At 46.5% G+C, this 26,239-nt stretch carries 22 protein-coding genes and 1 tRNA gene; 16 read left to right on the forward strand and 7 right to left on the reverse strand.

The genetic code is table 11. The features are described from left to right. Positions 1 to 88 precede the first annotated feature (88 nt). Entirely contained in the window at positions 89 to 973 is an 885-nt protein-coding gene (gene queF / locus B2P60_RS05440) for an NADPH-dependent 7-cyano-7-deazaguanine reductase QueF (protein WP_286739925.1), read from the forward strand. 116 nt (positions 974 to 1,089) lie between these two features. Here queF and B2P60_RS05445 read toward each other — a convergent pair whose 3' ends face one another. After that, positions 1,090 to 2,808: a proline--tRNA ligase gene (locus B2P60_RS05445; protein WP_193006068.1), complete on the reverse strand. Its 1,719-nt coding sequence runs from the start codon at positions 2,806 to 2,808 to the stop codon at positions 1,090 to 1,092. A 592-nt stretch (positions 2,809 to 3,400) separates the two neighbouring features. Between B2P60_RS05445 and B2P60_RS05450 the strand changes: the two genes are divergently transcribed. Further along, on the forward strand, positions 3,401 to 4,162 hold the full coding sequence (locus B2P60_RS05450) for a DUF4230 domain-containing protein (protein ID WP_286739926.1): 762 nt from the start codon (positions 3,401 to 3,403) through the stop codon (positions 4,160 to 4,162). 47 nt (positions 4,163 to 4,209) lie between these two features. Here the strand turns inward: B2P60_RS05450 and B2P60_RS05455 are convergent, their stop codons facing one another. After that, positions 4,210 to 5,838 carry a cryptochrome/photolyase family protein gene (locus tag B2P60_RS05455; protein WP_286739927.1) on the reverse strand — a complete coding sequence of 543 codons (1,629 nt, stop codon included), beginning with the start codon at positions 5,836 to 5,838 and terminating at the stop codon, positions 4,210 to 4,212. A 186-nt stretch (positions 5,839 to 6,024) separates the two neighbouring features. Here B2P60_RS05455 and B2P60_RS05460 point away from each other — a divergent pair, with 186 nt between their 5' ends. From B2P60_RS05460 to B2P60_RS05490, 7 genes are all read left to right on the forward strand, one after another. After that, on the forward strand, positions 6,025 to 6,708 hold the full coding sequence (locus B2P60_RS05460; RefSeq protein WP_286739929.1) for a phosphoribosylanthranilate isomerase: 684 nt from the start codon (positions 6,025 to 6,027) through the stop codon (positions 6,706 to 6,708). An 89-nt stretch (positions 6,709 to 6,797) separates the two neighbouring features. Further along, positions 6,798 to 8,072 (forward strand): tryptophan synthase subunit beta, encoded by a 1,275-nt coding sequence (trpB, locus tag B2P60_RS05465; RefSeq protein WP_286739931.1) that lies wholly within the window; start codon positions 6,798 to 6,800, stop codon positions 8,070 to 8,072. A gap of 120 nt (positions 8,073 to 8,192) precedes the next feature. Further along, positions 8,193 to 9,017: a tryptophan synthase subunit alpha gene (gene trpA, locus B2P60_RS05470; RefSeq protein ID WP_286739932.1), complete on the forward strand. Its 825-nt coding sequence runs from the start codon at positions 8,193 to 8,195 to the stop codon at positions 9,015 to 9,017. 300 nt (positions 9,018 to 9,317) lie between these two features. Then, positions 9,318 to 10,271, forward strand: a complete 954-nt coding sequence (gene accD / locus B2P60_RS05475) for an acetyl-CoA carboxylase, carboxyltransferase subunit beta (protein ID WP_286739948.1) — start codon at positions 9,318 to 9,320, stop codon at positions 10,269 to 10,271. A 195-nt stretch (positions 10,272 to 10,466) separates the two neighbouring features. Next, the gene (gene folC / locus B2P60_RS05480) at positions 10,467 to 11,828 is read left to right on the forward strand and encodes a bifunctional tetrahydrofolate synthase/dihydrofolate synthase (RefSeq protein WP_286739933.1); all 1,362 of its coding nucleotides are present in this window, start codon (positions 10,467 to 10,469) and stop codon (positions 11,826 to 11,828) included. A gap of 245 nt (positions 11,829 to 12,073) precedes the next feature. Further along, on the forward strand, positions 12,074 to 13,258 hold the full coding sequence (locus tag B2P60_RS05485) for an SPOR domain-containing protein (RefSeq protein ID WP_193006059.1): 1,185 nt from the start codon (positions 12,074 to 12,076) through the stop codon (positions 13,256 to 13,258). Positions 13,259 to 13,550: 292 nt separating this feature from the next. Beyond that, positions 13,551 to 14,081, forward strand: a complete 531-nt coding sequence (locus B2P60_RS05490) for a DUF2726 domain-containing protein (protein WP_198335097.1) — start codon at positions 13,551 to 13,553, stop codon at positions 14,079 to 14,081. A gap of 18 nt (positions 14,082 to 14,099) precedes the next feature. Here B2P60_RS05490 and B2P60_RS05495 read toward each other — a convergent pair whose 3' ends face one another. The 5 genes from B2P60_RS05495 to gatC all read right to left on the reverse strand — a co-directional run bounded on the left by B2P60_RS05495 (position 14,100) and on the right by gatC (position 18,830). After that, positions 14,100 to 15,071: a DUF1853 family protein gene (locus tag B2P60_RS05495; protein ID WP_286739934.1), complete on the reverse strand. Its 972-nt coding sequence runs from the start codon at positions 15,069 to 15,071 to the stop codon at positions 14,100 to 14,102. A gap of 173 nt (positions 15,072 to 15,244) precedes the next feature. After that, positions 15,245 to 15,321 (reverse strand) — tRNA-Pro (locus tag B2P60_RS05500). Between the two features lie 114 nt (positions 15,322 to 15,435). Further along, positions 15,436 to 16,950 carry an Asp-tRNA(Asn)/Glu-tRNA(Gln) amidotransferase subunit GatB gene (gatB, locus tag B2P60_RS05505; RefSeq protein WP_286739935.1) on the reverse strand — a complete coding sequence of 505 codons (1,515 nt, stop codon included), beginning with the start codon at positions 16,948 to 16,950 and terminating at the stop codon, positions 15,436 to 15,438. Beyond that, positions 16,950 to 18,446 (reverse strand): Asp-tRNA(Asn)/Glu-tRNA(Gln) amidotransferase subunit GatA, encoded by a 1,497-nt coding sequence (gene gatA / locus B2P60_RS05510; protein WP_286739936.1) that lies wholly within the window; start codon positions 18,444 to 18,446, stop codon positions 16,950 to 16,952. Before gatA ends, gatB begins: the two co-directional genes overlap by 1 nt. A 69-nt stretch (positions 18,447 to 18,515) precedes the next feature. Beyond that, positions 18,516 to 18,830, reverse strand: a complete 315-nt coding sequence (gene gatC, locus B2P60_RS05515) for an Asp-tRNA(Asn)/Glu-tRNA(Gln) amidotransferase subunit GatC (RefSeq protein ID WP_198335032.1) — start codon at positions 18,828 to 18,830, stop codon at positions 18,516 to 18,518. Positions 18,831 to 19,456: 626 nt separating this feature from the next. Here gatC and B2P60_RS05520 point away from each other — a divergent pair. From B2P60_RS05520 to rplC, 7 genes are all read left to right on the forward strand, one after another. Continuing rightward, positions 19,457 to 20,494, forward strand: a complete 1,038-nt coding sequence (locus B2P60_RS05520) for a rod shape-determining protein (RefSeq protein WP_198335038.1) — start codon at positions 19,457 to 19,459, stop codon at positions 20,492 to 20,494. 274 nt (positions 20,495 to 20,768) lie between these two features. Then, positions 20,769 to 21,626, forward strand: a complete 858-nt coding sequence (mreC, locus tag B2P60_RS05525; RefSeq protein WP_286739937.1) for a rod shape-determining protein MreC — start codon at positions 20,769 to 20,771, stop codon at positions 21,624 to 21,626. Between the two features lie 138 nt (positions 21,627 to 21,764). Continuing rightward, positions 21,765 to 22,250, forward strand: a complete 486-nt coding sequence (gene mreD / locus B2P60_RS05530; RefSeq protein WP_198335030.1) for a rod shape-determining protein MreD — start codon at positions 21,765 to 21,767, stop codon at positions 22,248 to 22,250. 123 nt (positions 22,251 to 22,373) lie between these two features. After that, positions 22,374 to 23,039, forward strand: coding sequence for a Maf family protein (locus B2P60_RS05535; protein ID WP_286739939.1), 666 nt, complete (start codon positions 22,374 to 22,376; stop codon positions 23,037 to 23,039). 174 nt (positions 23,040 to 23,213) lie between these two features. Next, positions 23,214 to 24,830, forward strand: a complete 1,617-nt coding sequence (locus tag B2P60_RS05540; RefSeq protein ID WP_286739940.1) for an Rne/Rng family ribonuclease — start codon at positions 23,214 to 23,216, stop codon at positions 24,828 to 24,830. A gap of 408 nt (positions 24,831 to 25,238) precedes the next feature. Then, positions 25,239 to 25,550, forward strand: coding sequence for a 30S ribosomal protein S10 (gene rpsJ / locus B2P60_RS05545; RefSeq protein WP_010196670.1), 312 nt, complete (start codon positions 25,239 to 25,241; stop codon positions 25,548 to 25,550). Between the two features lie 49 nt (positions 25,551 to 25,599). Then, positions 25,600 to 26,238 (forward strand): 50S ribosomal protein L3, encoded by a 639-nt coding sequence (gene rplC / locus B2P60_RS05550; protein ID WP_057758696.1) that lies wholly within the window; start codon positions 25,600 to 25,602, stop codon positions 26,236 to 26,238. Position 26,239: the final 1 nt, after the last annotated feature.

Below are 26,239 nucleotides of genomic sequence, written 5' to 3' on the forward strand. Positions count from 1 at the left end.
AAAGTTTGGGTCAAGGTACTCTCTATCGGACTGATTCGTAAAAGTTAGAGTACAATAAATTTTTAACGGTTTAATATTAGGAAGGTAAATGAGTATTCACGGCATCTTGGGTGAGCAAACCACCGACTATCCAACCACGTATAGCCCAGAGACGCTATATCCTATTGCACGCAGTATGGGACGTGACGCTATTGGCTGGCAAACAGATAAGTTAACGGTGGGTGTTGATTGGTGGCAGGCTTTTGAGATGTCGTGGCTTAATACACAAGGCGTCTCGCAGGTTGCTATCGCGCGCTTTAGTATCCCTGCCAGCTCACCATTTATCGTAGAGTCAAAGTCACTTAAGCTATATCTGAATAGTATTAATTTTACTGAGTTTGCCAGCTGGGACGACGTACAAGCGTTGATAACTAAAGATTTGTCTGCCTGTTTGCAAGCAGATGTGCAGGTCGCGCTGTTTGGCTTAAATGAGGATCTAAATGACAAAGCATCTGAGCTTTTAATTGCCCAGCCTGAGGGGGTTTGTATTGATGATGCGTTGTCAGACAGCACTGACAAAATCGCGTTAACTGAGCACCCTGATGCGTCGTTGCTGCGTCATCATGACACAGAAGTGAGCAGTACGAGGGCAGTAAGGGGGAGCAGTCAGCCTTATGCGTTCTACTCCAATCTACTGCGGAGTAACTGCCCTGTGACCAATCAGCCAGATTGGGGCACTTTAGCCGTTTCGATCAGGAGCGAACACCCCATTAATGAAGCCAACATGCTGCGTTATATATTGAGTTTTCGTCAGCATAATGGGTTTCATGAGCAGTGCGTTGAGCAGATATTTGCTGATTTGAGCAGATGCTATGCGCCAAGTGAGCTGATGGTGCGCGCTTGGTATACACGCCGCGGTGGTATCGATATCAATCCTTGCCGCGTTAGCGATATAAGCTTGCTGCCTAAGCCCAGCCGTTTGATTCGTCAATGAGTAAGTGCTATAGAGTTGGTGATAAATAAGCAGATACGATCAGCTTTATTAATAAAAAAGCGCCTATCTCTTCAGTGAGATAGGCGCTTTTGCTTGAGCAGTCTGTATTGAAAGGGCTACTTACCGCTTACTTTTGCCAATACGTCTTCACGGCTTAGCATTTGCTTCTCGGTCTCACGGCGATTGACGTACTCGTACTTGTCTTCTGCCAGATTGCGGTCAGAGACGACAATACGATGCGGAATACCAATCAATTCTAGATCTGCAAACTTAACGCCTGGGCGCTCGTTACGATCGTCAAGTAGCACATTGACACCTTGAGCTTTTAGCTCTTCATAGAGTGCCGTTGCCGTTTGCATGACTGTTTCTTCTTTTGACTTCATCGGTATGATGGCCACTTCAAAAGGCGCAATAGAGTCCTCAACGGTCGGCGTGGTTGGCCACATGATCCCGTTTTCATCGTTGTTTTGCTCGATGGCAGCGGCAATAATACGACTAACCCCAATACCATAACAGCCCATCATGAGAGTGACGGGCTTGCCGTCTTCACCCGATACCGTACAGTTCATCGCTTGTGAGTACTTATCACCCAACTGGAAAATGTGACCCACTTCGATACCGCGTTTGATTTTTAGGCTGCCTTTGCCATCGGGAGAAGGGTCGCCTTCTTGCACATTACGCACATCAACGATGCGAGTAATGCGCGTGTCGCGTGCCCAGTTCATACCGATTGTATGCTTATTGACTTCATTAGCACCGCAGACAAAGTCTGACAAGGCGGCGGCCGAGCGATCAACGAACACAGGCATGTCTAAGTCAACACCAATGTAGCCTTTATGCAGGCCAGCTGCCTTTAGCTCTTCATCTGAGGCGAGCGTTAATGGTACGTTGGCTTCTTCGATTTTTTCAGCCTTGATGGTGTTGAGCTGATGGTCACCGCGCAATACGACAGCGATCAGTTGTGGCTCATCGGCTTCGGTATGACCATGTACGATCAAAGTTTTAACCGTGGTCGCAAGTGGGATATCCAAATGCTCAGCAACCATTTTACAGCTGGTCATGCCTTCTGTTAAGACGTCTTCACGCTCCATTCTAGGCGGTTGACGCTCAGCTGTGCTCACAGATTCTGCCAGCTCAACATTGGCCGCATAGTCAGATGAGTCAGAGAAGGCAATGTCATCTTCGCCGCTGTCCGCCAACACATGGAACTCATGTGAGGCAAAACCGCCGATAGAACCTGTGTCTGCTTGTACCGCGCGGAAATCCAAACCCAAGCGGGTAAAGATGCGGGTATAGGCGTCATACATGTCATGATAAGTCTTAGCCAATGATGCTTGATCAAGATGGAACGAATAGGCGTCTTTCATGGTGAACTCGCGAGCACGCATCACCCCAAAGCGCGGACGAATCTCATCACGGAACTTGCCTTGAATTTGAAAGAAAGTTATCGGCAGCTGCTTATAGCTACGTAGCTCACCTTGAGCAAGATTGGTGATAACCTCTTCGTGAGTGGGACCAAGCACGAAGTCACGATCATGACGGTCTTTAAAGCGAAGTAGCTCAGGACCATAATCGTCAAAACGTCCCGTCGTCTGCCAAAGCTCTGCAGGTTGAGTCATGGGCATCAGCACTTCTTGCGCGCCGACATTTTGCATCTCTTCACGAACAATACGTTCGACCTTTTGTAAGACACGCAGCCCCATGGGCAACCAAATATATAACCCAGAAGCGATTTTGCGAATGAGGCCGGCCCGCACCATCAACTGGCTTGAGGCGATGTCGGCATCACTTGGGGTTTCTTTTAGTGTGGCAAATAAAAATTGACTGGCTTTCATAAATAAAGCGTAACCTTATCAACGATAAAAAAATAAGAAATAGTAGGATGTTGAGCGTATGGCTAATCGTTTCATGGCCGCCGCAAGCTTACCTTTATCACTTAGCAATAATCTAGGGTGTGTCCTAGAGACTAAAATGCTTGTAAAAAAGCACATAAGTAAACCGCTCTTATAAAAGAGGGAAAGTTATGATTGACATATCAATATATCGAGCGGTTGAATGGGTAATTTCAGGCTAAAATCCTGATAAGTATACCTATGCCGACATTTTATCCATGCAATCTGACTATGTTAGGTAAAGTTTGTCTAAGACGCAATGACTTTTTGTTTTTTCAGACCGAACGGGCGTTAAAGTCTTAGCTGAGGCAGCCATAACGGCACTGTTTGCTTGTTTTAAGCGTGTTTACAGTCAGTAACAGCGAATTTTGGTGGGCTAAGAGGATTGGGGCTTATGTAGCATATTAGTAGCCATGACTTGAAGTGAAGGCGCAAAAATAGCATTTATCTGATAGACCGATGTTTGTCATGTAATTTATAAAAGTAAGCGGTATAAACGATACAGTATAAATGATGAAGTATTGAGGTGGCCTATATGAACAGTCCTGATGAACGCTCTCCTCTTGAGCACAAGGGGAGAAGTCCGCAAGCGAAAAAACCGATAGCCATGATGTCATGGGTTATTTTGCTCATTGGTTTGGCCGCGATTGTTTTTGCTATTTATAGTACGCAGAATCTAACAGAAGAAGAGCCCATAGAAACCATCACTCGCGAGGGTGTGGTCACGCAAATCCAGCAGCTTAATCGTTTGCATACCGTTGCGTTTAGCGTCGATACCGTGATTACAAGCGAGCGTCCCGGTAGCTGGATGAAGCTGTGGCAGGATGAACAAAAAGGCTTGTTTATCGCTCGTGGGCGGGTAGAAGCGGGTATTGATTTAAGTACGTTGACACCTGAGATGGTACAGGTAGTACCGCCTGCTGAGGCTAACACTGATGTAGACGGGGAGCAGGTAGCCAATACCAGTACACCAGCCTCAAGCATGCCAAAAATCAATATTACCTTACCGCCCTCAGAGATATTCTCCGTGTATTTGGATGATATTGAGATTTATGATTGGCAAACGGGCGCTTTTGGCCTGATGCAAGTCGATCCAAAAATCTTAGCACAAGCACAAAGTATGGCCAAAAAAGAAGTCTTAGAACGGGCTTGCCGAGGAGACGTAATGAATATGGCGCTACAAAACGCGCAAACGCAAATCCAGCAGCTGTTTGCTTTGACAGGAGCTGTGGTAACAGTGACCACTCAGGGCGCAGGGGCGTGCCAAATGCCACTGACCGTGTCGGCAAATGGTTAAACCTATATATAGCTAACAAGGCTAGTCTTACTTGTTAAGCTTAGCTGTTATTTTTTAAATTCTGCGATGGCAAGCTGGCGTGCTTTTTTATGCTCGACCATGGGCACAGGGTAGTCAAGGTCGGCAAATTGCCCCCCTTTACCGAGCGCCTTGCGGAGTTTGTCTTCTGAATGCAAGACATTGGTAGGGATGCTCTTTAGTTCAGGTAGCCACGTCTTAATAAACTCACCGTTAGCATCATGGGTCTTAGCTTGGCTAAAGGGATTCATAATGCGAAAATAGGGGGCAGAATCCGTACCAGTCGAGGCACTCCATTGCCAGCCGCCATTGTTGGATGCAAAGTCGCCATCGATGAGCTGCTGCATAAAATAGCGCTCACCCGAGCGCCAGTCAATGAGCAAATCTTTAGTCAAAAACATCGCTGTGACCATTCGCAGGCGATTGTGCATAAAGCCTGTTGCATTGAGGCAGCGCATGGCAGCATCGACCAGTGGTACACCCGTTTTTCCCATACACCACGCTTTAAAATTCTCCTCATGGTATGACCAATTAATTTGTTTGTCCGTTTCATCCTTGTAGGCTTGGTGGCGGATTAGTGCTGGCTTATCGACCAGTACATGACGATAAAAATCTCGCCACGCAAGCTCGCTGATCCAGCGGTTGATATCGTCATTGTCGCCATCATTGCCGTGAAGTTTTTCTTGTACTTTGCTTGCTTGAACATAGCAAAGTCTAGGGCTGATTGCCCCTATCGCGAGATAGGCGGATAGTTGACTGGTTGCCTGTAGATGCGGCACATCGCGACTCACATCGTAATTGTTGATATCTTCAGCGACAAACTCCTCTAACCGCTGGCAAGCGGCGGTCTCACCAGCAGGATAAGCATCTCTTGCCTGACTGAGCTGTGCCGCCATATTGACATGCTGTAATGCTTCCGTACTTTGCAGTGTTTTTTGGTAGTTATTAGTAATCTCTCTACCGAGATTTTCTATCTCCTTAACAGAGCTTGCACTGTTTTTTGCTAATGTTAGCTCACCGTTTTGGTTCTCATTTACCCCTGATGCTGTATGTAGTTGTATATCGCTTACGTCCAACGTATGCCGCCATTTTTTATAAAACGGAGTAAATACTTGATACATGCTATCGTCATTGGTGGTAATGCTTTGCGGTGGCAAGATACATTGGTCATGCCAACGGACAAATTCGATAGCTTCTTTTGCGATATCGTCTTTTGTCAGTCGCTCGTTTAATTGTTCATCACGGTTGATTTCATTGCCTTCGTACTCGTGATTGGCCATGATGCAGCTAATGGCATTGTCCTTACATAAAGTAGTTAGCGCATCTATACAGTCCGAAAAACTGGGACAGACCTGTACTATTAGAGTGATATTCAATTGCTCTTGTAGGTGTTGTGCAAGTAGCGGTAAGGTACGAGCGATATGGTCAACCTGTGCAAGTGACATGTCATGGGCTTTCCACTGAGCGGGCGTTAGAAAAAACACCGCGCTGAGCTGAGCGTTGTCTGTGTTTGCCCGCTCACACAAAGCCGCTAGGGCGGTATTATCATGAATTCGCAGATCACGACGAAACCACATCAAATAATGGGGCGGATTTACGCTTGTATTTTTAGCGTTGCTATCAGCGTTGTTAGCCGTTGCTGACGTGGTCTTAGACATTCAAGTCGCCTTATGTCAATCATAAACAAAATTAGGAATAAAAGTATGCTAGGATAAGTTTTTGGATGCAATGGATTTGCCATCTGATTAACAAATTATCATATTTACTTGGTAGCGCTAGCGATTGGCATTTTTCGCGAGTCCGTTTAACCCTGTCATGCTAAGTTTCTTATTTAAGGTCATGTCATGCACGTTAAATTTTGCGGTTTTACCCAGCTTAGTGATATTCATACTGCTGTACAATTGGGTGTGGATGCGGTCGGCTTGGTGTTTTACCCACCAAGTCCGCGTGCTGTCACGCTTACGCAAGCGAAGACGCTAAGCGCGGCGGTGCCTGCTTTTATGAATGTGGTGGCGTTAGTGGTCAATATGCCTGAGGATGAACTGGTTGAATTGGCCAATAATGTACCTTTTGATCTTATTCAGTTTCATGGTGATGAAACGCCTGAGCAGTGCGAGCAGCTAGCCAATACCGTCAATAAGCGCTGGATTAAAGCGCTGCGTATCAATGCTGATCAGCATACCACGGCTAGCGTGCGCGCCCAGATTGATCAGTTTGCCGCAGCAGGGGCGAGCAGTATTTTACTCGATGCGTATCATCAGTATAAATATGGTGGTACTGGCGCCCGTTTCGATTGGAGCTTGATACCAAAGGACAGCGCGCTACCCATTATCTTAGCGGGTGGACTCGATGCCGAAAATGTTGTGGCGACTTTAGAGCTACCTATTTATGCAGTCGATGTCAGTGGTGGTATCGAGCAGGATAAAGGCAAAAAAGACACCGCCAAAATGCGCGCCTTTATGAAGGCAGTCAAACGCGATCGATGGCAAAATGAGACGCTTAGCGAACCTTCGAACCTGAGTAGCTAGCTTTGTATGACCGTTACATAGCCAACTCCTTAAACCGTTTTTCCCCATATTTATACTAAAAAATACCACTTATTACAGTAGGAATTACCATGAGTCATGTCGCGAACAAAGATTTATCTGCCACTGCGCAGTCTGTCAATACTTTTACCAATCCTGAAAACGTAGCCGACTTCAACCAATATCCGGATACGCGCGGACATTTTGGTGTACACGGTGGTCGCTTCGTCTCCGAAACCTTGATGGCCGCGCTTGAAGAGCTAGAGACGCTCTATACCAAAGTCAAAGCCGACCCTGCGTTTTGGGAAGAGTATCACAACGATTTGGTCAATTATGTCGGTCGTCCAACACCGCTGTACCATGCCAAACGCTTGAGTGATGAGATTGGCGGCGCGCAAATTTACTTTAAACGTGAAGATCTCAACCATACGGGCGCACACAAGGTAAATAACACCATCGGCCAAGCACTGCTTGCCAAAATGTGTGGTAAAAAACGGATCATCGCTGAGACGGGCGCAGGACAGCATGGCGTGGCGACAGCAACAATTGCTGCGCGTTTGGGTCTAGAATGTATCGTCTATATGGGTGCTGACGATGTTGAGCGTCAAAAGATGAACGTCTATCGTATGCGTTTGCTTGGCGCGAAAGTTGTCCCTGTCACGTCAGGCTCACGTACGCTCAAAGACGCCATGAATGAAGCGATGCGCGACTGGGTCACCAATGTCGATACTACTTATTATATTATCGGTACGGTGGCAGGCCCGCATCCTTATCCGCTATTAGTCCGTGATTTTCAAGCGATTATCGGTAAAGAAGCGCGTATTCAGCATTTAGAAAAAACGGGTAAATTACCGGATGCCCTAGTCGCTTGTGTCGGCGGGGGCTCAAACGCTATTGGTTTGTTCTTTGACTTCCTAAACGACACCGACGTTAAAATGTATGGCGTTGAAGCAACGGGTGATGGCATTGAGTCAGGTCGTCATTCCGCGCCGCTAGCAGCAGGTCGTATCGGCGTGCTACACGGCAACCGTACCTACCTGATGGCAGATGATGACGGCCAAATTCAAGAGACGCATTCTATCTCAGCGGGACTCGATTACCCCGGTGTCGGTCCTGAACACAGCTTCTTAAAAGACATGAAGCGCGTTGAGTACGTTGGCTGTACTGATAAAGAATCACTAGAAGGCTTTCATGAGTCCACGCGCAAAGAAGGCATTATCCCTGCACTTGAATCAGCTCACGCAGTCGCTTATGCCTTAAAGCTGGCTAAGACGATGACACCTGATCAGACCATTATCGTCAATATGTCAGGTCGCGGTGATAAAGACTTGCATTCAGTGATGAAGGCGGAAGGGATTGAGCTGTAGCAGCGACTACTTTTGCACGCTTATCCAATCTATTGCTTATAAGAAAAATTGCTTAGCGCCCTTTGTTATTTAATAAAGGGGCAAGCAAGTAAGCTAATTTATATGAATTAAGAGACTCCTATGACCCGAATTGAAAGCACGTTTGCAACCTTAAAAGCACAAAATAAAAAAGCCCTCATTCCTTATGTGATGGCAGGCGATCCCAATCCTACAACGACCGTAGACTTGCTCCATGATTTGGTTAAGCACGGCGCGGATATGATCGAGCTTGGCTTGCCGTTCTCTGATCCAATGGCAGATGGTCCAGTCGTCGCGTTGGCGGGTGAGCGCGCATTGGCAGCAGGGACCAGTACCCGTGATGCCCTAAAAATGGTCGCAGAGTTCCGTCAACAAGACACGCAAACGCCCATTATCTTGATGGGTTATCTTAATCCAGTGGAGATTATCGGTTATGATAACTTTGTCGCCTTATGTGAGCAGTCAGGCGTCGATGGTATCTTGATGGTGGATTTACCACCAGCAGAGGCGGGCAGCTTTACCCAACATTTGACTGAACATTCGATGAATGAGATTTTCTTACTGTCGCCAACGACTCTGCCTGAGCGCCGTGAGCAAGTATTGACCCATTGCGGCGGCTATATTTATTATGTGTCTTTAAAAGGCGTGACAGGCTCAGCCACGCTAGATACGGATGATGTGGCAACCCAAGTGCAAGCGATTAAGGCAAAGACAGATTTGCCAGTGTGTGTGGGCTTTGGTATTCGTGATGCCGCTTCGGCAAAAGCGATTGGTACTCATGCAGATGGCGTGATCGTCGGCAGTGCCTTGGTACAGAACTTTGCTGATATAGATGCTAACGATGCCGATGCTGTCGCAAGCGCTCAGCAAAAGATAATGACTAAGATGGACGAGCTGCGGGCGGCACTCGATAGTTTAAGTGCTTAACTTTAGTAAGGGGTAGTGGCTATACTGCAAATAGCACCTTCAGCAACCAGATTATATGAGTATGCGGCCTTATTTTTTAGAGTATCAATAGCCGAGTTAAGGTATCGTCACATTGTTTATAAAGACACCAACAAATGACTTTGCTAAAGTTAGTTTACGTGTGTAAACTAACCTCACATATAAATTGTTACAGTTGCACGTAAGTGTGCCTTATAACTGCTCATGTTATGACTGTATGTGACTCTTAAATCTACTCTTAGGGACAAGTGAATGAGCCAACTTGCCGATAAGCCTTTGATAATGGCGAATAATATGACTGATACGATGACAAAACCTGACTCTAACAACGATAGTGCTGCTAGCCTTGAGCAAAATAACAAGACGGCTGGACAATCATGGTTTAATCGCCCGATACCAGGGATCAAGCAACAGCTGACGGCACCATTGACTGCGGTCGAGACCGAGCCGTCAACGGAATGTAGCAGCTGCCACTCCATGATTACCAATACGGCGCTGATTTTTAACTGTTATGTGTGCCCACATTGTGACCATCATTTACCGATGAGTGCTCGTGAACGCTTAAACTGGCTACTCGATCAAGTAGATGGGGAGCTTGGGCAAGAGTTTACCGCCAAAGATCCGCTAAGTTTTGTGGACAGCAAACCCTATCCACAGCGTATGATGGAAGCACAAGAGAAAACAGGCGAGACTGAAGCACTGATTGTGATGCACGGCAAATTGCGCAATCTAGATGTGGTCACTTGTGCATTTGATTTCCGTTTTATGGGTGGCTCTATGGGGTCAGTGGTTGGCGATCGTTTTGTCCAAGCGGCCGAAAAAGCCCTTGAAGACAAAGTCCCTTTAGTGTGCTTTGCAGCCTCGGGCGGTGCCCGTATGCAAGAAGGTCTGCTGTCATTAATGCAAATGGCACGAACCGCTGCCGCCATTGAACGCTTGCGCTTAGCTGGCATACCTTATATTGTGGTATTGACCAACCCTGTTTATGGTGGTGTGACGGCTTCTTTGGCCATGATCGGCGATATTCACTTGGCAGAACCAAAAGCGATGATCGGCTTTGCTGGCAAGCGCGTGATTGAACAAACCGTCCGTGAGACGCTAGAAGAGCCGTTCCAACGGGCAGAGTTTTTGTTAGAGCATGGCGTGGTTGATGAAGTGGTGCATCGTCATCAGTTGATAGATACGATTTACCGTCTATTGGCCAAGTTATGCCGTGTGCCGAATGTTGACGCTTAGTAGATAAACGGGTCTATTACGGTATGTATAACGGTTTCTTGTCGTGCTAATATCTACCGCATAGGTAACCCTAACGAATAGCATTTATCGTCAATCACGGTAAATGCTATTTTTTATTGTTATTTAGCTCGTTATACTATTTTAGGCTTTTATCAAATTTGAGCTTTTATCAAAATTTTTATATAGGTTTTGTCCATGTCTGATTCTTTAACTTCTCGTACTCATAGTCCCAATAACAAAGCCAGCCTAACTGAGTGGCTTGATTATATGCAGCAGATACATGTCTCTGCGATCGACATGGGTTTATCGCGAGTATTGCCAGTCGCTGAGTCGCTAGGCGTCGTGCAATCAGCGAAGGATGACGCCTACGTATTTACGGTGGCAGGTACCAACGGCAAAGGGTCAACCACCGCCGCTATCGCACAGATGTGTCAAGCTGCCGGTTATAAAACCGCTCTGTATCAGTCGCCGCACCTGAGTGTCTTTAATGAGCGCGTGCGTATCAATGGCGAGATGGTCAGTGATCAGACGTTGATTGATGCTTTTAGCAAAGTAGAGTTGGCACGGTTAGAATGCGCGTTGACCCTATCGTTTTTTGAGATGACGACGCTGGCAGCATTACTGATATTTGCTGAAGCAGACTGTGATGTTTGGGTGTTAGAAGTAGGCTTGGGTGGCCGTTTAGATGTGGTGAATATCATCGATCCTGACATGGCAGTGATTACCAACATCGGCATCGATCATGTCGATTGGCTAGGCGACAATGTTGAAGACATCGGTCGCGAGAAAGCGGGTATCTTACGTGAAGGTATTCCCTTAATTTACGGTACGACAGCGATGCCAGATAGTGTGCAGCAAGCCATCAATAAGCATAAAGCGACTTGCTACCAGTTTGGGCAAGATTTTAGTTACCGCGAAATCGACGCAAAAACGTGGCAGTACAGTAATGCCGCTGTCACGATGCAACTACCACGGCCCGCACTGTCACTGACCAACACCGCCAATGCGCTGTCAGCAGTACTGGCAAGTTCGTTAAATGTAGACACTCATGCGATTGAGCAAGCACTACAAAAGGTCAAGTTAGCAGGTCGCTTTGACTACCGTGAAGTGCAAGGTCGTCATTGGCTATTGGACGTGGCGCATAACGAACAAGGCGTTGATTTTTTACTGGCGCAGTTGTTGTCTTTTTGGCAGCAGCACGTAGTAGAACAAAACAATCACAACCGCCACGCTCATATCGCGCCGCCAAAGATAAAAATGCTGTTTTCAATGCTAGGCGATAAAGACATCAATAAAGTCGTGCAGTGTTTGACCGAAGCAGATCTGCCAATTAGCGACTGGTTTATCGCTGAAATTGACTATCCGCGTGCTGCAAGTACCGAGCGTCTGCAAAATATCTTAGCTGAGTATGTGGATAGCGCTCAGATACATGAGTTTGAGGGTTTGCAGGCAGCGACGCAGGCGGTGATAAACGCCAGTCAACCACAAGATCTCATCGTGGTCTGTGGCTCTTTTCACACGATTGGAGAGGCACTGGCTGCTCTTGAGGTAGCGTGATTTAAGTTAAATCGTCCGCTATTTCACATAAATTTTAGTGATAGGATGATGGCAGACAGCATGAAAAATATGCTTTATAATCAAAGTGATTTAGCAGACTGGTATTAGAAAGTCGGCATAAATTCTGCGCACGAATAGATGTAACCGACGGCCGTTACTGCAGATTAAAGCTATCTATAGTATAGTTTTGAGACGATAGCTGCGGCGCTCAATCAACCTTATTACCAACTAAGAGACGTAAACGGATGAACTTTTCGAGACAAGCCTTATTGGGCATTGGGATGATTATAGGCGGTAGCGTGATGCTATACGCAATGGTACAACAGATTGGTGATAGCAATAAACCTGCGCCAACGTCAGCGATGATAGAAAAGCCAGATACCGAGCAAGAGTCGCTGCAGCCACTGACGACTGATATTGAGACTGAAAAACGTATCCTCGCGCAAAAACAAAGAGAACGTGCCGCTCGCGTTGCCGAGCAAGAAAGGCGTGCTCAGCAGTTCTTAACAGAGCAAGAGATTGCTGAAGCGCAAGCATTAGCAAAAGCTCGGGCGGAAAGTCAGCAGTATGTCGAAAACATCGCTGCGGTAAGTGAGCAGAGTGACAGTTCAGCAGAGGAAAAAAACACGGAAAAGAGTGGCAAAAGTAAGGAAGTGCAAGATGCTGAGAAGTTAGTTAAAGCCGCCGACGATGCAGTGAAAGAAGCTAAAGCGAAAAAGCAGGCAGATGAAAAGCAACAGGCTGAAGCAAAACAAGAAAAAGCCGCTGCTGAAAAACTAGCAGAAAGTAAAAAACAAGCAGAAGCAAAGAGACAAGCTGACGCACAAGTTGCGGCTGAGAGAAAAAAAGAGGCAGCGGAGGCCGCTAAAAACGAGCCACCAAAATCGCCTTCTGACTATCAAGTCAAAAGAGGGGATGGACTCATTAAACTGGCTAGGCAATACAACATGCCAGTTGAAGTTTTGGCTCAAGCAAATAATATCTCACCGTCTACCTCATTACAGCTGGGCCAAAACATAACCATCCCGTCGCGTGATCAAGTGCAACGTCTAGAGCGTGAAGCAGCGGCGGCTGAGCAAGCACGTGAAGAAAAACGTCAACGAGAAGAGGCGCTAGCAAAGAAATCTGCCGATGCTAAGCGTGATGCCCAGCAAAAACTCAGCGAGGCACGCAAAGAAGCGAGAGAAACGGATGCCAAAGGTAGCTTTGGGGTGCAAGTGGCATTAGCAGATAACCAAGCCAAAGCAGACGCACTAGCAAAAAAACTCCAAGCGGCGGGCTATCAAGTGAAGACCAGTCCTACCAGTCGCGGTGTCCGAGTAATCGTGGGGCCTGAGCGCGGTAAAGTGGCCGCGTTAGCCCTAAAAGATAAGATTAATAGCGATCCTAAAGTCAATACGACCAACGCTTGGGTGCTTTACTGGCGCTAAAGTACAGATGCGGCAATTGTCATCAAAGGCTTATATTGAGATAAATAGGAGCGCTTTTATGAGGTTGGTCTGACTTTTTATTTCCTAACTATCAAAACACGACATCTACTGTCGTGTTTTTTGTTTTATAGTTTGCTGATTGGCGCGTGTTTGGTTACGATGAGCAGCATTTTTATTCTCTCTTTTTATATAACCTGTCAGCCTACAAGGGCTGCCCTGTTGTGATCAGTTAGTGATCTTAATAAGGTCGTGACGTCTAGCCGCTCACTCTCATATTGTATAAGGTAAAACCATGTCATTTGGCGTTATATTTTTAATATTGGCCGTTGGATTTTTAGGGCTGATTACGTTACCCAAGCTGTTATCAAAACGTCAAAGCACTGAGCCGGACCCAAAGCCAGTTCGCGGCGATGAGCTGGCGATTTGGCCGTTTGCGCCAATGCCCATCATGACCGATACGGAAGTGATTTTTTTTAATAAGCTCAAAAACGCCCTGCCGGAATATCACATCTTTGTGCAAGTTCAGCTGTCGCGAATCATTGAAGCCAATAGTAATGAGACATCCGAGCGTAGCTTTTGGTTTAACCGCATCTGCCGTCAGAGCGTCGATTATGTGATCGTGGATGTTGATGCACAGACCACGCTAGTAGCGATTGAGCTGGATGATTGGACGCACAGCAGTAAAGCGCGGCAAAAGGCTGATGACAAAAAAGATAAAGCCCTTGCGAGTGCAGGTATTGCCATCGTCCGTTTTCACGCTGAGCGTATGCCCAGTGCAGATATGCTCAGGTATGAGCTGATGCAAGTGATTGAAACATATTGACGGTTTTACGAGTGTGCATTAAAAGCTATTGTGAGCTTGGTCGCGCTGATGGGGGTAAATAACGATGGGTCTATCACCTTCAAAGTACAATCCTGTTTTGAGTGACTCGTTATCAGAGTAGGTGAGTGGCGATGGATGACCATCATCGCGATCGTAAAAGCGGCGTTTGCTAAACCATTCAATATAATGTGCAGCTCGTAATGTGGTCGTATCAATCGTAGCGAGGTTAACCGTATCATTCTTATCACACCATTCATGTAGCGGAAAGCTTGGTGTGAGCCAAGTAGGCCAATCATAGCAGCCAAAGTGTTTGGTGTTTATGGGTAAAAAGAACCGTCCTTTTATAACGCCATAACGCTTATCAATTTTGATTTGACCTCGATCCTCAGTATCTACCCACACCGCTCGAAATTGCTTGGTTTGCATATGGGTCATTTTACGCTGTAGATTGTCATTGGAATTAATACCTACCCAGTTCATAGGTTCAAACGGGGCTGAGCCCATAAAAAACTTAATGGCCAGCTCCCAATGCTCGACAAGCTGCTCTTCATGATTGTATAAAATCAAATCAAGCTCGCCGGTTGTCTGTTTGCCGTTGTACAGTTGCACGTTGTTAGCCAACGTTTCGTATGGATGCAACTGACGCGCAAAACCATCCTCTAACCAAAATGATAACAATCCTTCGAAGTGAAAGCCCAAGCGATTGGGACTGGGACGCTTGAGTAAATAGCGAGTGAGCGTCTGGTAGGCAGTGGTGGTGTCAAGCTCTTCTAAACGCTGTTGATACGCTGCAAACTGTGCTTGCCAGAAGCTTGCGCTATGTACTTCAACCTTATGCGTATTTTGATGCGGCACAAAGTCCAGCCACGTCGTCAAGACGTTGGGGCACGCCAGCACATATGCCAAATCACGCACATAAGGACGTCGGTAACGCTCCCAAGGTGCGTCATCTGTAAGGCTAGGGACGGGCTTGGCAATAGGCTCGGACATAGGATAAACCATCATCACGGTAAAGCATTTACCCTAACTGCTCGCTCTATAAAAGTCTATAGATGGCAAGTATCTGCTATTGTGTTTCAGTACTAGAAATATATTTAAACTGATTCCAAAAAAAAGCCAACCATTGAAGATCAATGATTGGCTTTTCTTATAACTACTATGTTTGGTCGGAACGGCAGGATTTGAACCTGCGACCACTACACCCCCAGTGTAGTGCGCTACCAGACTGCGCTACGCCCCGAATGACTGACTATTTTACGCAAAATTATGCATATTGCAAGGGCTATTTGTCTTTGGCAAAAGATACAACAGCGTTTTACCTATAATAGTCAGCCTAACCAATGAGCAGACAACCTTAACCCAATAGCTCTTTTAGGATTTGATTGACTTGCTGCGGGTTAGCACTACCACGGCTGGCTTTCATAACTTGACCGACCAGACCATTAAAGGCTTTTTCTTTACCGCCGCGATACTCTTCGACCATCGCTTGATTTTTAGCGATAACCTCTTCAACGATTGTCTTAATAGCACCCGTGTCGGTTTCTTGCTTGAGGCCTTTTTCTTTGATGATCTTGTCTGCTGCATCGTCAGCGTCGCCGCCTTCTTGCTCATATAGTGCAGTGAAGACTTTTTTGGCCATCTTACCCGACAGCGTGTCATCATTGATACGTTTGAGCAGTCCTGCGAGCTGCTTGGCACTGATAGGCGCATCAATGATGTCTGTGTCGTCTTTATTGAGGGCGCCCAGTAGCTCACCCATTACCCAGTTGCCCGCCATTTTTGCGTGCGTCTCACCCACATCAGCGACAACATCTTCAAAGTAATCGGCAAGCTGGCGGCTACCAGTTAAGATGCGAGCGTCATACTCTGACAGCCCAAGCGCCTCTTCAAAGCGTGCACGACGCGCAACAGGTAGCTCAGGCATAGCCGCTTTAATCGCATCAACTGTATGCTGCTCAATGTGGACAGGCAGCAGGTCAGGATCAGGAAAGTAGCGATAATCGTTGGCATCTTCTTTGGTACGCATGGTACGAGTTTCATCGCGTTCTGGGTCATATAGCATCGTTGCTTGGACGACTTTACCGCCGTCCTCGATGATATCGATTTGACGCTCAATTTCACGATTGATCGCGCGTTCGATAAAGCGGAACGAGTTCAGATTTTTTAGCTCAGTACGCGTACCAAGCTCATCGCCAGGCTTACGCACAGAGACGTTACAGTCACAGCGGAAAGACCCTTCGGCCATCACCGCATCTGAGATACCAAGCCACGTGACCAGCTGATGAATGGCTTTGATATAAGCAAGCGCTTCATGGGCTGAGCGCATGTCTGGCTCGGATACGATCTCGATCAGCGGCGTACCAGCACGGTTGAGATCGACGCCAGTCATGCCATCGATGGCATCATGGACAGATTTACCCGCATCTTCTTCTAAATGCGCGCGGGTGATACCCATGCGTTTCGGATATTCGTTTTTTTCGCCTTCATTGACCACAACATCGATGTAGCCAACGCCTACGATAGGATTGGCCATCTGGGTGATTTGATAGCCTTTTGGTAAGTCAGGATAAAAGTAGTTTTTGCGGTCAAAAGTGTTGTACAGACCCAGCTCGGCATTAACGCCAATGCCGAACTTTAGAGCGCGATCAACCACGCCGCTGTTTAGAACGGGCAGTACACCCGGCAGACCTAAATCAACGATACTGGCTTGGCTGTTTGGCTCATGACCAAAATCAGTCGGCGCGCTTGAGAATATTTTACTTTCAGTATTGAGCTGGCAGTGGATCTCAATACCGATAACCACTTCATAACCATCGACAAATAGCTCTTTACGGACGGCAGTGTTGTCAGTTGTCGTTGCTGTGTTCATTATACCGTCTCCTTGGCGATAGTAGAGTGTTGCAGATGATGGTCTGTGTGTTGCTGAAACAGGTGGGCTGTAGACAGTAGCTTACTTTCTTGCCAATACTGACCAATCAACTGCAAGCCAACCGGTAGACCTTCTGACGTCAAGCCAACTGGTTGACTGATCGCAGGCAGACCGGCTAAGTTAACCGCAATAGTATAAACATCACCTAGGTACATGGTCGCAGGGTCGAGGTTTTCACTGAGTTTATAAGCCGCCGTGGGCGCGGTTGGGCTAGCAATCACATCACAGCTGGCAAACGCTTCATCAAAGTCGCGAACGATTAAACGGCGGACTTTTTGTGCTTTGGTGTAATAAGCATCAAAGTAACCTGCAGACAGCGCATAAGTGCCTGTCAAAATACGGCGCTGTACCTCAGGGCCAAAGCCCTCAGAGCGTGAGCGCGTGTACAGATCGATAAGATCGGTTGGGTTTTCACAGCGATAACCAAAGCGCACGCCATCGAAGCGTGATAGGTTCGATGAGGCTTCTGCTGGTGCTAGCATATAATAAGTCGCAAGCGTAACCTCAGGATCGGTAATGTTTACTTCTACAATGGTGGCGCCCAGCTCTTCATATTTTTTAAGTGCCGCCCGTACCGCTTGCTCGACTTCGTTGTCTAGCCCTTTACTAAAGTATTCTTTGGCAAAGCCTATACGCAGACCGGCAAATGGTTTGTCACCAGCACTTGCTTCTGCGTCGTTAAGGTCTTGCACATAATCCGGAATGTCGTGTTTGATCGATGTCGCATCGCGTGGGTCATGGCCGATCATTGGTTGCAATAGATAAGCGCAGTCTTTAGCGCTGCGTCCCATGCTACCAGCTTGGTCGAGACTTGAGGCATAAGCAATCATGCCAAAGCGTGACACGCGGCCATAAGTCGGTTTGATCCCCGTCAAACCGCAAAATGAGGCAGGTTGACGAATAGAGCCACCCGTATCACTACCTGTTGCTACAGGGACAAAACCTGCGGCAACGGCGGCAGCACTACCACCTGATGAGCCACCAGGAACACGCTCTAGGTTCCAAGGGTTTTGTACCGTGCCATAATAAGAGCTGCTATTGTCCGAGCCCATCGCAAACTCATCCATATTGAGCTTACCTAAACTGATCATCCCAGCTTTATCGATGTTAGAGACGATCGTGGCATTATAAGGTGAAATAAAATTGTGTAGCATTTTCGAGCCACAAGTGGTCAGCACGCCTTGGGTACAAAAGATGTCTTTATGCGCCATGGGCACGCCTAATAATGGGCGCTGATCGCCTTGTGCGCGCATCTCGTCTGCCGCTTTTGCTTGGGCGCGTGCCGTCTCAGAGGTATGAGTGATAAAGCTGTTGATCTTGCTGTCTAGCGCGTCTATACGTTTGATGTAGTGTTCAGTCAATTCCACGCTGCTAAATTGTTTGTCTTGCAAGCCAGTGATAAGCTGCTGGGTACTTAATAGATGAAGTTCAGACATAAGGTGTCGTCCGTCAAAGTGTTAATAGCATTAATAAAGTGAGATAAAGGCAAAAATAGCGAAAGCGGCCTATTCAATCACTTGTGGCACCAAATACAAGCCGTCTTCGACCGCGGGTGCAACCGACTGATTACGCGCGCGGTTGATATCGTGTTTGGCGACGTCAGCACGCAATTCTTGGCAGGCTTCATGGATGTTTGCTAATGGTTTAACGCCCGCCGTATCAACGTTGCCAAGGGTGTACATCAGCTCTAATACTTTACTGATGTCATCGGCATAGCTATCGGCCGTACTTTCATCGATACCTAAGCGGGCAAGGTTAGCAATGTCTAGGATTTCTTCACGGCTGACGTTACTGTCAGAGGGTGTTGGTTGCTGTGACATGATTTCTCCAGTTAAGGACATTTTTTGTTAAAGGTAGTAGTAGGTGAACGCTAAGACCATTGAATACTAAGACAAGCAAAGACAAAAAATAAAACAGGTTAGTACGAAAATAAAGTCTTATATACAGTTGGCTTATTATAAAGCATCTGACCCAAGTTTACAGAGCATGACGCTAGATTGATGCACAATATCCGCCAAGACAGAAGGATTTGTAAAATTGACCGTATAATTCACGATTGATTCTTAATTGCCCACCCATTCCGTTCTGAAATACGTTACAGTATGCACCTGCTGTAAAGCAAAACTCTCATCTGCCTGTAGAACCTTGTTAGTTATTGAATTAAATGATGTTTCATTCCGTTGAATGGCAATGGCTGCTATTTAAACTTTGTAACAACTTTTAGCGTTTAAGACCAAAATCCTGACTTACTGATGCAAATATCTGTGTTTTTTTTGAGCTAAATCGGTATAATTTAGCTCAGTTTTGTCATTTCATCATTATTGCTTAGGTTTGACTTGTTGCGATGTTCAATTTTCGCGATAAGTAATGTCTATCGACGACCTGCTCAACACTGACGAGTAACCCCTCAGTCAATCTCATTCGCCTCATTCGTAAGACGCTGGATATATTAGTCATGAACCTGTTTGGATTTTTATCAAATAATATCGCTATCGACCTCGGTACTGCGAACACCCTCATTTTTATTCCTAATAAAGGCGTCGTGCTTGACGAGCCTACGGTGGTCGCGCTACGAAGTAATCGTACTCAGAACCCTACCGTTGCAGCTGTTGGTATCGATGCGAAGCAGATGCTTGGTCGTACGCCTGCCAATATTACGGCTATTCGTCCACTAAAAGACGGCGTGATTGCTGATTTTGAAGTGACGCAAAAAATGCTTAAGCATTTTATTGGTAAGGTAAAAGCCAAGCGTTTTATGGCCCAGCCTAATGTGGTGGTTTGTGTGCCTTGTAAGTCTACTCTGGTTGAGCGTAAAGCGATTCGTGAGGCGGTCTCATCAGCAGGCGCGAGTAAAGTACTGTTGCTAGAAGAGCCAATGGCGGCAGCAATTGGTGCGGGTATGCCGGTGCATGAGGCGAGCGGTTCTATGGTGGTTGATATTGGTGGTGGTACGACTGAGATTGCGGTGATCGCGCTATCTGGTTGTGTCTACGCTGAGTCGATTCGTATTGGCGGTGATATGTTTGATGAAGCCATCATTACACACGTTCGCCGTACCCATGGCTGCGTGATTGGTGAGACGACGGCTGAGCGTATCAAGCAAGAAGTCGGCTCTGCACTCAATGAAGACAGCCAGCTTGAAGTAGAAGTTCGTGGTCGTAGCATGGCAGAAGGCGTACCAAAAACCTTTACGGTCAATTCAGAAGAAGTACAAAAAGCGCTGAGTGACCCATTGAGTGGTATCGTTAGTGCCGTAAAAGCCGCACTTGAGCAAACCCCGCCTGAGCTGTCATCAGATATTGCAGAGCGTGGTATTGTCTTGACGGGCGGCGGCGCGCTACTACGTGACTTGGACAAGTTAATCTCAAGAGAAACGGGACTACCTGTGACTGTGGCTGAAGATCCGCTAACTTGCGTCAGCCGTGGTGGTGGTATTGCGCTTGATTTTATCAATAACAAAAGCTTGAACATGATTTTTGTGTAGTCTGTTTTAGTTGAGCGTACTGTATTGTTATAGTACTCGTGCGCTCGCTTACAGTAAGCGTAAAATATCTGGTTAAAAAAGCATAAAATTAAAGGTAGCCAGTTGCGCTGCCTTTAATTACATTGGCAAACGCTAGAAGCCATTTCTGTCTGTACATAGTGCTGCGCTCGACTGTGAGTAAGCTATGTGCAACGCTAACTGTGTTAGTAAACGGATAGTCATTATACCCAGTACTGGCTACTGATTATTTTATAACTCCTGAGTTAAAAGACTTATGACCCCAAGTATTTTTGCGCGCCAGCCGTTGTCACTTCGTAAGACTGCTATTGTACTGATAGCAGCCTTGATACTGATGTGGTTTGATAGCAAAAACTCAGACTGGTTTAAACCATTACGTAATAGCAGCCATGCCGCTATGCAGCCTATCTATGAGCTATCATTGTTGCCAAGCTATGCTAAGCATTGGGCGAGTGGTAGCCTGCAATCTAAAGAAGCAATACGCCGCGAAAACATCCAGCTAAAATCACAACTTATTTACGCACAAGCCAAACTGCAGCAGCAAGATTATATCTTGGCTCAAAATGCCCGGCTGCAAGGTATTTTGTCCACCACCAAACCTGAGCAATTTGATCTTAATCTGGCTCAAGTCATTGGTACAGATACCAATTTACTCAGACAAATTGTGGTGCTTAATAAGGGTATGCAAGATGGCGTACAGGTTGGACAAACGGTCATCGACGAAGACGGTATCCTAGGACAGATCATTAATGTCTATCCCAACACCAGCCGTTTACTACTTATTACTGATGAACAGCAATCAGTGGCGGTCACTGTGAAACGCACAGGCCAACGTGCTATCGTGACAGGGCAGGGAATACCAACCGCCTTAAGCCTCGACTATGTATTCAAAACCTCAGACGTGCGTGTGGGGGATGAGCTGGTTTCGTCAGGATTGGGCGGGCGTATCCCTGCAGGTTATCGGGTTGGCCGCATCGCGCATATTAAAGATGCCCAAGCCGCCAACTTTAGAAGCATAGAAGTGACGCCAGCGGCAAACTTTATCAATAATGCTTATGTATTGGTGCTCCAAGACAAGCTGATAAATAAAAATACGCTTGCGGCTAATGAATAAGCGCCATTGGCGTTACGTGTCGCCCCTAGCGCAAAGTAACATGACTGTCATCGCTCTCATCTAGCGCATGTATCCTATCATCAACGCTCAATCATGCTTTTATAGCAGCAGCCCGCCCATTTGCTAAGGTAAGTACCCATGTCGTATCCTGATTCTGAGAATGCAAAGGTACTACTGATTGCTATGATTATTATAAGTTTTGTCATTGCATCATCGCTTAATGTGTATCCGTTAAGTCCTAGTATGGCGACATTGCGGCCTATGATTATGATCATGGTGCTGATTTTTTGGTTGTTATTTCAGCCGCGTTATGTGGGTATCTTCACGGCATTTACCATTGGTCTTATTGCCGATCTATTGCTGGACACCCATTTAGGCGAGCAAGCCTTTGCTGCGGTGGTGGTCGCTCTTGTGATCAAAATCAGCAGTATCTATGTTAGACAACTAAATACCATCAGTGCGTGGCTCATAGCGAGCCTAGGGTTGATTGTGTTCCAGTTAAACCTATGGATATTACAGATGGCTATCCAAAATACCTTTGTTGCAAAGTCCGCCTTATCCTTGTTGATGAGTATCATCAGCTGGCCATTGGTGCTATTAGCGTTACGAAAATTTGTGCGTTAAGTAAGGCTGCTCCTATCGCGCTGGTGGTGACGGCAATCACTGTCATGAATGGCCTGTTTTGGCGTGCCAGCCTACAAAAAATCAAAATGAAAAACACACAATCTATAGGGTAAGAGAATAGCGATGGATATCATTTTAGCGTCTGGTTCGCCGCGGCGTCGAGAGCTGCTCGCAAGAGCGCAGCTGGATTTTAGTGTATTGCGCGTGGATATCGATGAAACGCAATATGATAATGAGTCGCCAAAAGACTATATTGAGCGTATGGTTGCCATGAAAGCTGAGGCTGCGATACAGCAGCTAAATGAAGCCTTTAAAACAAACAAAGACACTCGTGCTCACCACCTTATTGTCTTAACTGCCGACACTATCGGGGTACTAGCAGATGGTCAAACCATACTGGTTAAACCCGTCGATCGTGAACACGCTTATAGTATGTGGCAGCAAATGTCGGACAGCGTCCACCAAGTATGGACGGCGGTTCAGGCAACCCAAATAGCGTTACTTCCAAATAGTGCCAACACAGCGAGTAACGAGCCAGCGTATCAGATAGTCAATCAACAACAAATCACTGAGCGTACAGAAGTGCGTTTCATCCCGCTGACGCCAGCAATGATGAGCGACTACTGGGATAGTGGCGAGCCTACTGACAAAGCGGGTGGTTATGGCATTCAGGGTTTGGGGGCGGCATGGGTCAGTCGTATCAATGGCAGCTATACCAATGTCGTGGGCTTGCCACTTGCACAAACGCTGGCATTGATCAAAAGCCTCACAGACGTCAGCGATAGGTAAAGAGATAAGACAGATGAAGGCAAAAGCTATCAATTGATCACAGATTGGTTGCTAAGCTTTTGCACATAATGACACGGTAGGGTCATGGGCAAGAGTAAGTCGTATTTGTTACACTGTAAAGCTAATAGGCGATAAACGCCTAATAAGAAAGCTGAGAGATAAGAGAAAAACATTATGTCCGAAGAGCTGCTGATTAATATTAGTCCAATGGAATCCCGTGTCGCGGTGTTAGACAACGGCATCTTGGGCGAAATTTATATTGAACGTCATCATAAACTGGGTCTGGTTGGTAATATCTATCTGGGGACAGTCGTGCGTGTCTTACCTGGTATGCAGGCGGCGTTTGTGGATATTGGCCAGTCGCGGACAGCGTTTCTACATGTCAATGATATGCAGCGTGAGCCGCGCCCAGTCGCAGAAAGCAAAAATAAAGCGGCCCAAACGACCAAGAAAGAGACTGACACAGATATTAATAAAGACGGTGGCGTGCTAGATGACTCAGCCGACAGTTTGGCGGTCATGCCTCCTGTGGTCAGTACCCAAAGTACTGACGTTGTACCAGTGACTAAAACCCTTATTCAGCACCGCTTGCACGAAAGCCAGCGTATTTTAGTACAAGTGACCAAAGATCAATTGGGTAGCAAAGGCGCTCGCTTAACCACCAACATATCGCTACCATCGCGTTATTTGGTCTATCTACCTTCCAGTGAGCATATTGGTATATCACAGCGAATTGATGGGGAAGAGGAGCGCACGCGTTTAAAGACTGAGCTGAGTAGTTTGATGCAAACGGTCAATCTAAAAGGCGGTCTCATTGCTCGTACTGCAGCAGAGCGTGTTCCTGTCGATAAGCTAGAAGAAGATATTTATTACTTATTACAGCTTTGGCGTACCATTTGTGCGCGCCGTCAAGAGATCAACCATCATCAAAGCTCAGAGCTGATCTATCAAGAGCTATCACTGCCACTGCGCTCCATTCGTGACTTAGTACACGCCGATACCGAAAAAGTCATCATCGATAATACGCAAGTTTATGAGCAAGTAAGGTACTTTGCCAAAGAGTTTGTGCCTTTTGTCTACGATCGAATCGTACATTACACTGCAGAGCAGTCGTTATTTGATGTACACCGTGTCGAAGACGACTTACGTGATGCCCTAAAACGCCGCGTGGATCTAAAGTCTGGTGGTTATCTGATTATTGATCAAACTGAAGCGATGACCACCATTGACGTCAATACGGGCTCCTTTGTTGGCGGCCGCTCATTAGAAGACACGGTCTATAAAACCAACTTAGAAGCCACTCACGCTATCGCTCGGCAGTTGCGTCTGCGCAATCTAGGCGGCATTATTATCTTAGACTTTATCGATATGCTGGAACAACAGCATAAAGACGATGTACTTGAGAGTTTGCAAGCGCAGCTGGCACAAGATTATGCCAAAACCAAAATCACGCAAGTAAGTGAGCTTGGGTTAGTAGAAATGACACGTAAACGCACGCGCGAGTCTTTAGGGCAGCAGCTTTGTGAGCCATGCTCGACCTGCCAAGGCCGCGGATTCGTAAAAACCGCAGAAACCGTCTGTTTTGAGATATTTCGTGAGATCATGCGCTGTGCCCGTACGTATAACTCCCCTAAGAAATTCACTGTCGTCGCTCATGCGGCGGTTATTGATTTACTGTTAACGTCGGAGTCCGACACCGTGGCAGACTTAGAGTACTTATTAGGTAGGGTCATTACTTTTGATGTAGAAAACCTGTACACCCAAGAGCAGTATGATATTGTTTTGGACTGATGGCGTAACTCACTGTTTATGTGTGCAAGTTGCCTCTCTGTTTATGGATAGCGCCGTTCAACAGGGTAGGGTGTTGCACCGCCCCCTATATTGCGCTTGCAATGAAAAAAATACTATGTATAATATACACCACTGAATTATATACGCGCAGCCGATTAAAAAGCTGGCGCTATGACAGCTAGAGCATCGTTTCTAGCACTATTTCATTATGCCTTTGCTGACATCCATATTAATAGGAGGGTTGGCGGGGCTTTAAACTATTTTGCTTTTAGCACGCTGCTGGTTCTCTTGAAGAACAGATTCTGTAAAGAATGGGAAGCCGCTTGAAGTGAATCTTTAACCAAACTGCCTTTGATCACAAGCTTGCAACGCAAGAATGACAAAGGCACATATTAGGAGCTTGCTGGCATGGCTAACCAGAGAATCCGTATCCGTCTCAAGTCATTTGATCATCGTCTGATTGATCAGTCGGCGCAAGAGATTGTCGATACTGCAAAGCGCACCGGTGCGCAAGTTTGTGGTCCTGTACCGTTGCCGACTCGCATTGAGCGCTTCAACGTTCTAACCTCACCACACGTTAACAAAGACGCTCGTGACCAGTACGAAATTCGTACTCATAAGCGTATGGTTGATATCGTTCAGCCTACTGACAAAACTGTGGATGCGCTAATGAAACTAGATTTAGCGGCGGGTGTTGACGTTCAAATTGCTTTGGGTTAATGCACATTACACACCCAACCCATTAATATAAGATATAAAGAGGTCTAAAATGGCGATCGGTTTAGTCGGTAAAAAATGCGGCATGACCCGTGTCTTCACTGAAACAGGCGCATCTATCCCTGTGACAGTGGTTGAGGTCGATGCAAACCGCATTACTCAAGTAAAAAATACTGATGTAGATGGCTATCAAGCTATCCAAATTACCACAGGTACCCGTCGTGACAGTCGCGTAACAGCCGCACAAAAAGGTCACTTCGCTAAAGCTGGCGTTAAAGCTGGCCGTGGTGTGTGGGAATTTCGTGCCAATGAAAGCGATCTTGAAGGTCGTGAGATTGGTGGTGAGATCCTAGCTGACTTATTCGAACAAGGTCAGATGGTTGATGTGACAGGACAGAGTAAAGGTAAAGGTTTCCAAGGTCCTGTAAAACGTCACAACTTTAGCATGCAAGATGCTACTCATGGTAACTCAGTATCTCATCGTGCACATGGTTCAACTGGTCAAAACCAGTCACCAGGTAAAGTATTCAAAGGCAAAAAGATGGCGGGCCAGATGGGTAACAAGCGTGTTACTGTTCAAGGCCTAGAAGTGATCTCGGTTGATGCCGAGAAAGGGTTACTTGTCATCAAGGGTGCTATCCCAGGTGCCACCGGTGGCGATGTTATCGTACGTCCGTCAGTCAAAGCCTAAG

This window comes from Psychrobacter sp. UBA3068, assembly GCF_002366815.1.
Classification (GTDB): domain Bacteria; phylum Pseudomonadota; class Gammaproteobacteria; order Pseudomonadales; family Moraxellaceae; genus Psychrobacter; species Psychrobacter namhaensis.